Source organism: Desulfovibrio porci, from assembly GCF_009696265.1.
GTDB lineage: Bacteria > Desulfobacterota > Desulfovibrionia > Desulfovibrionales > Desulfovibrionaceae > Desulfovibrio > Desulfovibrio porci.
On sequence record NZ_VUMH01000021.1, the window covers coordinates 24,905 to 33,785 of the forward strand.

Sequence of the window (8,881 nt, forward strand, 5' to 3'; positions counted from 1 at the left end):
CAACCTTCCGGGGCGGCTTGTCACTGGGGCGCGTCAATCCTTCAGACAACCCCGGGCCGGGCGGCCCATGCTGATCACGGAGACAATTTTGACGTCGCGGATTTCTTCCGGCGGCACGGCGCGCGGGTCGGCGTCCAGCAGGGTGAAGTCGGCCGCTTTGCCGGGTTCGATGCTGCCCCTGTTCCGCTCCTCGAAGCACATGGCCGCCGCGTATGTGGTGTAGGCGCGCAGGGCGTCCAGAACGCTCACCCGCTGATCCGCCCCCAGCAGACGCCCCGCGCGGGTGCGCCGGTTCACGGCCGTGTGGATGGATTGCATGGTCATCTGCGGCAGCACCGGGGTGTCGGCGTGCAGTGAAAAGGGAAGACCCAGGCGCACGGCGCTGCCGCAGGGGTCGATGCGCGCGGCGCGTTCCGGCCCGAGAAAGACGTCGTGGTGGCGGTCGCCCCAGTTCCAGACGTGCAGGCCGAAGAAGGAGGGCCACAGGCCCGCGGCCTTCATGCGCGCCAGTTGCGCGTCCGAGGCCATCTGGCAGTGGATGAGCAGATGGCGCGGGTCAGCGCGGGGAAAGCGGGCCTGGGCTTTTTCCACGGCCTGGATGGCGGCCTCGATGGCGCCGTTGCCGTTGCCGTGGATGACGGCTTGCTGGCCCGCGCTGTGAGCCTTGAAGACCAGGGCCTCCAGTTCGTCCTGGGGGATGATGGTGGCGGGGCGTATTTCGGGGCGGCTGTGATAGCCTTCGGGCACGGCGGCGGTATAGGCCTGGATGGAGCCGTCCGTGAGCAGTTTGATCCCGTGGAAGCGCAGCAGGGGCGAACCGGCGCCGTCCAGCAGGCCGCTTTCCAGCGCCTGCTCGAACCGGTCCGCGTATACGGGCAGATGCAGATGGAGGCGCAGGCTGCCTTCCCGTTCCAGATCGGCCAGCGCCGCGCCGAGCATGTGGGGCGTGAGGCCGCCCAGGCCCGCGCCGCCGCCGATGCAGGCCGTGAAGCCCTGGGCGTTGTAGTGGTCCACCGCGGCGAGCAGCCCCCGCTTCAGGCTTTCGGGTGTCACGGGCGGCAGTTTGTCCAGTGCCGCCAGGGCCGCGCCTTCGGTGACCAGGCCGTTGGGACGGCCGTTTTCGCAGACGATGTCGATATTGTCCGAGGGCCGGTCCAGGGGAATGCCCAGCAGGTCGTACATGCGGCTGTTGATGTAGGCCGCGTGGATGGAGATGTGCAGCAGCACGGCGGGCTTGTCCGGAAAAAGCGCGTCCATCTCGGCCAGGTCCGGGCCGCGCCGCTCGGCAATGGCGGTGTCGTCAAAGCCGTAGCCCATGGGAATGGGCAGGTCGTGGAGCTGATCATGGCGGCGCAGAATGTCCAGAGCCGAGGCCAGGTCGGCTGTGCCGCCGCAGTAGGCGTAGGGAGCCCAGGCGGCGAGCAGGTCAGGGTGGCTGTGCGTGTCGATGAAGCCGGGATAGACGACGAGACCGTCCAGGTCCGTTTCCCGCAGGCGCGGTCCGCCCAGGCCGCGCAACTCCGCCGCCCCGCCTACAGCCTCAATGCGGTCGCCCGCCACCAGAACCGCATCGGCCCGGCTGTCCTCCGCGTCCAGCGTGACGATGCGGCCGTTGTAATACAGCCTTTTTTCGCAACAGTTCATGTGGCACCTCATGTGAAGCGGATTTCAGACCGCGCGGAGAACCGTCGAGGCGCTCCGGCAGCCCTTGTTCCTCTTTCAGCAAGGGGGGTGCCAGAAAGTAGTAAAAGTAATATTCAATTAAAATAAATAGTTAGTTTCGATTGGTGTGAGGCTGGGCGCATTTTGTCTGAGATTTTATTCAGAACTTGTCTCTGATTTTAAATATGTATAAGATTTTATCCAAAGCGGCGCAGCTGTCGCTTGAAGGAATTCGCCATGCTCTTGCCCGTCCAAGCCGCCCATGTTCTGGCCCTGTATCTCGCTCCCCGCCCTCTGAACGCCGAGGAACTGCACTGGCTCACGGGAGAATGCGCGCGGCCGGACGACACGGCCTGGAACGCGCTGGAACGCCTGCATGTGGCGGAGCGCCTGCCGGGCGACGCGCCGCGCTGGCGGGCGGGTCCCTCGGCCGGGGCTTTCGTGCGCGCGCGTCTCTTTGCAGATATCTGGCCGCCGGAGCACCGGGCCTGCGCGCTGCGGAGCCTGCTCCGGGACGGGGCCGGGCCGCGCGAGTGCGTGGAGATTCTGCGCGACGCCTGGACCAGGAGCCGCGCGGATGCGGAACTGGCGCCCCTGCTGGAAGTGCTGGTGGCCTTTCTGATGCGCTGGTGCGCGCGGCGCGGCGCTGATCCGGCCGCTCTGGACGGCGACTTTCTGAATCTGCTTTTCGCTCTGCAAAGCTTTCCGCTGAGTTCCCTGTCCCTGCTGCGCAAGATTCTGCGCCTCACGGCCCGCGCCCACCGCATGGCGCGCAACAGCGGCAACGAGCGCTTCACGGCCATGCTGCTGCTTTCGCGTTTCTATCTGCATGTTTTTGTGGGCAACAATCCCAGCCGGCTGGCCGACAGGCTGGAAAGCGCCCTGAACACGGCCAGAGGCTTTCTGGGGCCGGAAGACGACAGCCTTCTGCCGCTGTTTGAAGGGCAACTGGCCTATATGCGCGGAGAGCTCAAAAAGATCATTGCCTGTTTCAACCGCTGCTCCGACGACATGGCTTGGTGTTACCGGCGCTTTTACGACACGCTGGGCGTTTGTGCCCTGTTCAGCGCGGGCTATCTGCACCAGTTCCATTTCGCCCTGGGCAGTGTGGAGCATTTTCAGCGCAAGGCCGTACTGGCGGGTGACGAGCTCACGGCGGCCATGTTCCGGAGCAATTCCTGCTTCCTGCTGCTGCGCAAGGGGGACAGAAAGCGCATGCGGGCCGTGCTGCGCGGCCTGGAGGCCACGCCGCTCTATGAGGAGCATGCCATCGTGCATTCCCACGTCACGCGGGCGCATGCCCTGCTGTTCTTCGTGGAGGGCGACGCGCGGGGCGCGCACGCCCTGCTGGACGCGCAGACCCGGCGGCTGCTGGCGCGGGGCGGCAAGCCCGTGACCTTCAAGGACCCCCTGGTACTGGACATGCTGTATGTTTTCTCATGCCATGGCTTTCCGGCTGTCCCCTGCTATGATGCCGCGTCCCTGGTGCAGAGTTTTCTGCAGGGAGCCAATCGGCATTTGAAGGCCACGGCATTGCGCATCCGGGCGCTGCAAGAGCTTGAGGCGGGCGCGCCGCCGCGCGAGGCCGTGGCCCTGCTGCGGCAAAGCTTTGAAATTTGCCGTTCCCTGGGCGATCCGCAGAGCCTGGCGCTCACAGTCCACGCTCTGGCTCAGGCCTGTGAGCGCGACGGCGATGCCGGGGAAGCCCGCCTGCTGAGCGGCATGGTGCGCGAGGCCACGGGGCGGGATCTGCGCGGCGTCAGCTACCATGAGGCTTGCAGGACCTGCATGGAGGTGCGCCCGGCGGCTTTTGAGCTTTTCGGCGCGGCCCTGCCCGAAGAGAACGTGGCGGACAAGAGCGTGGCCGAGCGCTGCCACGCCATTTTCAGCGGGCTGGCCATGCCCGACACGCGCGAGGAGGCCCTGCATCTCTTCGTGCGGGCGGCCATGGACGTCTTCCGCCAGGAACGGGGCGGCCTTTTCCACCCCGGAGACGGGGGCGAGCCGCGTTTCGCGCACATCGTCAATGTGTCCGACCTGGAACTGCGCTCGCTGGGCATGCGGCCCTGCCTGAACTGGCTGGCCGCAGCCGCGCGGGAAAGTCGCCGTCCGGTGCTCTGGCACGAGCGCCACGGCCTTGTGCTGCGTCTGGCCGGAACCGGCGCGGAGGCCTGGCTGTTGTGGCTGGACAGCGTCTACGCGCCCCAGGCCTTTTCCGAAATCCCGGCGGAGGATCTCTTGCAGGGCGCGCGCCTGCTGGCGGCGGAACTGCGCGCCATCCTGCGTCTGGAAAGCTTCAGGAAAAGGGAAATCACCCTCCAGCACGACAAATTACGTGACATTTTTCTGCGGGAGGACCGCAACGACTGTCTGGTGCTGCGCGAAGGCCTGCAGGATCTGCTGGCCCAGGTCGCCGGCGCGGCCGTCACGGACGTGCCCATCCTCATCTGCGGCGAGACGGGCGTGGGCAAGGAGATTATGGCCCGGCACATCCACGCCGCCAGCGGGCGGAGCGGGCCCTTTATTCCGGTGCACCCGGCAGGCATGGTGGAGAACCTTTTTGAAAGCGAATTTTTCGGGCATGAGCGCGGCGCGTTCACCGGCGCGATCAAGCAGAAGATCGGCCTGTTTGAAATGGCCGATCAGGGCACGCTGTTCATTGACGAGATCGGGGAGATGTCGCCCCTGGTGCAGACCAAACTGCTGCGCGTCCTGCAGGAGCGGCGTTTCATGCGCGTGGGCGGCACCAGGGAGCTGCATTCCCGTTTCCGGCTTATCGCGGCCACCAACCGCGATCTCTGGCAGGAGGTGCGCGAGCGGCGCTTCCGGCAGGATCTCTTCTACCGCATCGCCGCCTTTCCGCTGACCATGCCGCCCCTGCGCCAACGCAGACAGGACATCCTGCCCCTGGCCAACGCCTTCATCCGGCACTTTGCCCGCCGCTACGGCAAGACCGTCGCGCCTCTGCGCGAAGATCAGGCCGGGGAACTGCTGGCCTATGACTGGCCCGGCAATATCCGTGAATTGCGCAGCCTGGTGGAGCGGGCCGTGATTCTGCACCGGGGCGGCGATCTGCCGTTGCTTTTCGGCCTCAGCGGCGATCCGGGGTTCGTCGGCATCAGGGGAAAGGAGAGCGGGGACGCGGACCCGGTTTTGCCGGAAGGCCCGTTCAGGCCGGAAAGCCTGCCGACCCTGGAAGAGGCGGAGGCGCGCTATCTGCGCAGGGTCATGCGCCTGACCGGAGGCAGGGTGCGGGGCGAAGACGGAGCCGCGGCGCTGCTGCGCATGAAGATACCCACCCTGTACGCCAAGTTGCGGCGGCACGGCATCGCCTGCGGGCGGGGATAGAGACTGTCTCACGAGATGGATTGCCGTGTTATCTCCGCGTCGAACATCGCCTTTTATTCCGGTCGAGTACCATAAGAGTACACTCTCTGCATAAAAGGCCAGGGCAGACGCATCTCATTTCAGTTTTGCCGGTCTGTTATTTGTCGTGATTATCCGTCAAAACCGGCCTTTTCGGCGCTGGCGGCGTCATCTGGCGCTTTTTGCTGCTCACGTACGTGAGTGCATCTCTGCTCTCAATGCCCGTAAGCTCGCTACGCCTCGCCAACGGGCACGGCCCTTTGGGCCGCCTTCCGGTCGGTTTCCGCGCAAAAAGCGCCATCTTCCTTGTCAGCGCCAAAAAATCTTGCTTCAGCCGTTGCGACGCAGGAGCTTTAGCCGTAGGCGAGCTTGTGAGCCGTACGGATAAAGACTCACTGTCGCTATCCGTAGCGATGCTGTCTTGTTCCGTAACACGGCTTCGCCGTGAACGGCTCAAGCAAGCCGCTGGCGCGGCAACGGCCAGCGCATTTTTTAGGATAGCCATCCGCCTGCGCTTCGCTCCGGCAGAGCAGAGGCGGCTTTGCCCCTTTTTGTCCGCTACTGAGCTATCTAGTCAATAAATAAAGATTTTTTAGATGCGTCTGCTCTGCATAACAGGCTCGTTCTCCTTGACATAACACGAAAATCCATCTCGTGACGACAGCCTCTGGCATGGGCGCCGATTACCGGGGTAGTTTTCAGCGTTCCCCGTCCGGATCGGAGACGGGCAGCGCCCACCAGGGCAGTTCCCGCCAGGCGCGGGTGAGGGCTTTTTCCATGTCCGGCCAGTGCGGCGAAAAGCGGGCCAGCTCGGCCCGGAAGGCCGGGGAATGGTTCATCTGGCGCAGATGGCAGAGCTCGTGCCAGCAGAGATGCTCCAGCAGGGGCACGGGCAGAAGCAGGGCCCGCCAGTTCAGATTGATGCGTCCCGCTGCCGCGCTCGTGTCCCTATTGCCTGTGCCGCCGCTGTCGTTTTCTCCGCCCAGCAGCTTGTCCAGAAAGGCTCTGAATCCGCTGACGCCGCCACGCGGGCGGGCCGGTGCGCCGTGCCCGGCGCGTGAGCAACTGCCCCAGCGGCCGCGCTGATCGCGCACGCTCACCCCGGCCAGGGAAAATCCGGCCCCGGCGGCCAGTTGCAGAAGATGGGGCGGCAGCAGGCGGGCGGCCTGACCCCGGCACCAGCGGCGCAGGGCCAGAGCGCCGAGAGCCGCGTCTTCCGGCGGACCGAACAGGCGCAACCTGCCCGGCGTTTCCAGCAGCAGAAGGCGGCGCGCCCCCCGGCTGACCAGCAGGGAGCGCGTGCAAGCCTGGCTGCGGCGTCGGCCCTCGGCCAGATCGCCGCTCATTTCCACCTGAAATTCCAGGCCCGGCAGGGGCAGAACAATGGCGCGCGGGAGGACGGCCTCAGGCGCGTGGCGTTGGTGCCGCCGCCAGGCCCGCTCCAGCCAGGGCAGAAAATGGGGCAGGGCCTGCTCGACGGCGGCGGGGGGGCAGCGTCCGGGCACGGTCAGCAGCAGGCCGCCATCCGGGGCCAGACTCAGACGGGCCTGACGGGCGCGGGAGGAGCGCCGCACGCGCGCCGTAAGCCGGGTGCCGTCGGCAAGAATGAAGTCCGCCGTGGGATTTTGGGCGTCCGGCGGGAGGGGGGCGGCAGTTTTTGCAGGCATGACGGCAGGCTGCCACAGGCGTGGGGGGCTGTAAAGCGGCGGATTGCGCCGGGTGCGCTTTTGGCGTGAAAGTTGCTTCATAGGGGCCGGGGACACTCAGCGGGAGAAAAAATTTCCCAGCCAGCACAGGAGCGCAGCCATGGAAGTCGGATCCGCATACAATGCCAACAGCCTTTGGGATCTTAACGCCATCACCGACGTGGATTCGTCCGCGCGGAAATCCTCGTCCGCGAGCCGGAGCGGCGCTTCCGGCGATACGGTGGATATTTCCGACGAGGCCAAAAAGCTCTTTTCGGAAAAGATCCACAAGTATGACGGCGGCAGCGCCACGGCCACGGCGGCGGACGAAGGCCGGGACGGCGGGTCCGGCGGCGGAGCGGGCGGTTCGTCCGCTTCGGGCGCCGACAACACGGAAAGCATCAGAAAGCAGATTGATTCGCTCAAGAGCCAGCTGATGAGTCTGGCCTCGCAGATCAGCGGCGGCGCGGCGGACGCGGGGATCACCGGCAAGATGAACGCCCTGCAGTCCCAGATCGCCGCGCTGGAGGCGCAGCTCAACGCCTCCGAACAGGCCTGAGCCCGCAGGCCGGGCGTCGGGACGGAAAAATCTTATTTTTCAAGCTCCTCCCGACGCCGGCCGTCTGCGTTTCGCTTCGGCAGAGCCATGGCGGCCTTGCTTCTGATGGTTCGCTTCGAGCTATCAGGGCAATAATTAAAGCTTTTTTCGATGTGTTCACTCTGAATCGCGCACGGACATGCCTTGACAGACAAATTGATAGCGGTTACGAAAATGTGATGGGGGATAGCGGGTCTATCCCCTTGTTTTTTCGACGTATGCAAACTGTTCAACCATGCCCGGCATGATTTGAGTTGAGGTAGTTATGAAATCACTGAAAGGCACCCAGACTGAAAAAAATATTCTGACCGCGTTCGCCGGCGAGTCCCAGGCCCGCAACCGTTACGATTATTTCGCCTCCAAGGCCAAGTCGGACGGCTATGTGCTCGTGCGCGACATCTTTACGGAAACCGCCCTGCAGGAAAAGGAACACGCCAAGCGTCTCTTCAAGTTCCTGGAAGGCGGCGAAGTGGAAATTCAGGCGGCCTATCCCGCCGGGGTCATCGCGGACAGCGAGGCCAATCTGATAGCCGCCGCCGGCGGCGAGAATTACGAGCACACCCAGATGTATCCTTCCTTCGCCGCCGTGGCCGACAAGGAAGGCTTTTCCGAAATCGCCGCTGTCATGCGCAATATCGCCGTGGCCGAAGCCTATCACGAAAAGCGTTTTCTGAAACTGGCCGACGACATCAAGGAAGGGCGCATGTTCATGCGTTCCAAGCCCACGGTCTGGCGCTGCCTCAACTGCGGCTGTCTGGTGGAGGGCGCCAACGCGCCGGAGGTCTGCCCCGCCTGTGCCCATCCCAAGGCCTATTTTGAGGAACTGAACTATACGTTTTAATCCGGTCTGTTGATGCAAAACCCGCGTTGCGCCCCGGTTCCGAAGAGGCATGCGCGGGTTTTTTGCGCCGCGCGCCGGGCGTCGCCACGACGCAATTATCGGAGATATGTCTATTATGTGGGATACACTGGTTCTTTGGGTTCATCCCGTCATGCAGAGTGTGGCTGTGCTCATCGGCCTGCTGGCCATGTGGCAGGGCTGGAAGCGAGTACAGATGCTGCGGGGCCGCAAGGTCATTTTCCCCTGGCGGACCCATGTGCGCCTGGGCACGCTGGGCCTGCTGCTCTGGACCGCCGGGGCCTTCGGCTTTTACGTCACGCACAGCCTGTTCGGGGCCACGCATATCACGGGCATCCACGCCGTCCTGGCCTGGCCGATTATAGCCCTGTCCGTTCTGGGCCTGATTACCGGCGGGATCATGAACAAATACAAGAAAAAACGCTTCTGGCTGCCCCTCATTCACGGCGTGGGCAACACCATCCTGATCGTTCTGGTGCTCTACGAGTGCTGGACCGGCCTTGAGCTGTACGACGCGTTCATGGCGTAGCGCGTTCGTATATTTATAAACGTAAGGCCCCAGCATCCCGACGGATGCGGGGGCCTTTTTGTATGAAGAAAACCCCCCGCTAGGCGGGGGGTTCCCAAAAGCTTAAAGCTATGAGTATGACAGCAAAACTCCTTTTGATTTGTTAAAAGGTCTCGCGGTCTGGCAACTGCGAGTCAACAAAT

Annotated in this window: 6 protein-coding genes; 4 read left to right on the plus strand and 2 right to left on the minus strand. The window is 64.1% G+C overall.

The genetic code is table 11. The features are described 5' to 3' along the window. Nucleotides 1-33 precede the first annotated feature (33 nt). Nucleotides 34-1,644 (minus strand): amidohydrolase, encoded by a 1,611-nt coding sequence (locus FYJ44_RS13810; protein WP_154513137.1) that lies wholly within the window; start codon nucleotides 1,642-1,644, stop codon nucleotides 34-36. Nucleotides 1,645-1,899: 255 nt separating this feature from the next. On the opposite strand from FYJ44_RS13810, the gene FYJ44_RS13815 reads away from it, so the two are divergent. Then, nucleotides 1,900-5,010 carry a sigma-54 interaction domain-containing protein gene (locus tag FYJ44_RS13815; protein WP_195841035.1) on the plus strand — a complete coding sequence of 1,037 codons (3,111 nt, stop codon included), beginning with the start codon at nucleotides 1,900-1,902 and terminating at the stop codon, nucleotides 5,008-5,010. A gap of 716 nt (nucleotides 5,011-5,726) precedes the next feature. Here FYJ44_RS13815 and FYJ44_RS13820 read toward each other — a convergent pair. After that, on the minus strand, nucleotides 5,727-6,695 hold the full coding sequence (locus tag FYJ44_RS13820; protein ID WP_154513141.1) for a M48 family metallopeptidase: 969 nt from the start codon (nucleotides 6,693-6,695) through the stop codon (nucleotides 5,727-5,729). A 139-nt stretch (nucleotides 6,696-6,834) separates the two neighbouring features. Here FYJ44_RS13820 and FYJ44_RS13825 point away from each other — a divergent pair, with 139 nt between their 5' ends. The 3 genes from FYJ44_RS13825 (at nucleotide 6,835) to FYJ44_RS13835 (ending at nucleotide 8,699) form a co-directional block, all read left to right on the plus strand. Beyond that, the gene (locus tag FYJ44_RS13825; RefSeq protein ID WP_154513143.1) at nucleotides 6,835-7,272 is read left to right on the plus strand and encodes a FlxA-like family protein; all 438 of its coding nucleotides are present in this window, start codon (nucleotides 6,835-6,837) and stop codon (nucleotides 7,270-7,272) included. Between the two features lie 304 nt (nucleotides 7,273-7,576). Then, on the plus strand, nucleotides 7,577-8,152 hold the full coding sequence (gene rbr, locus FYJ44_RS13830; RefSeq protein ID WP_154513145.1) for a rubrerythrin: 576 nt from the start codon (nucleotides 7,577-7,579) through the stop codon (nucleotides 8,150-8,152). Nucleotides 8,153-8,267: 115 nt separating this feature from the next. Further along, entirely contained in the window at nucleotides 8,268-8,699 is a 432-nt protein-coding gene (locus tag FYJ44_RS13835) for a hypothetical protein (RefSeq protein WP_154513147.1), read from the plus strand. Nucleotides 8,700-8,881 lie beyond the last annotated feature (182 nt).

What these genes read in the sequence shown, in the direction of transcription:
- FYJ44_RS13810 (WP_154513137.1), bottom strand. Translation starts at nt 1,644, where the DNA reads ATGAACTGTTGCGAAAAAAGGCTGTATTACAACGGCCGCATCGTCACG.
- FYJ44_RS13825 (WP_154513143.1), top strand. Translation starts at nt 6,835, where the DNA reads ATGGAAGTCGGATCCGCATACAATGCCAACAGCCTTTGGGATCTTAAC.
- FYJ44_RS13820 (WP_154513141.1), bottom strand. Translation starts at nt 6,695, where the DNA reads ATGCCTGCAAAAACTGCCGCCCCCCTCCCGCCGGACGCCCAAAATCCC.
- rbr (WP_154513145.1), top strand. Translation starts at nt 7,577, where the DNA reads ATGAAATCACTGAAAGGCACCCAGACTGAAAAAAATATTCTGACCGCG.
- FYJ44_RS13815 (WP_195841035.1), top strand. Translation starts at nt 1,900, where the DNA reads ATGCTCTTGCCCGTCCAAGCCGCCCATGTTCTGGCCCTGTATCTCGCT.
- FYJ44_RS13835 (WP_154513147.1), top strand. Translation starts at nt 8,268, where the DNA reads ATGTGGGATACACTGGTTCTTTGGGTTCATCCCGTCATGCAGAGTGTG.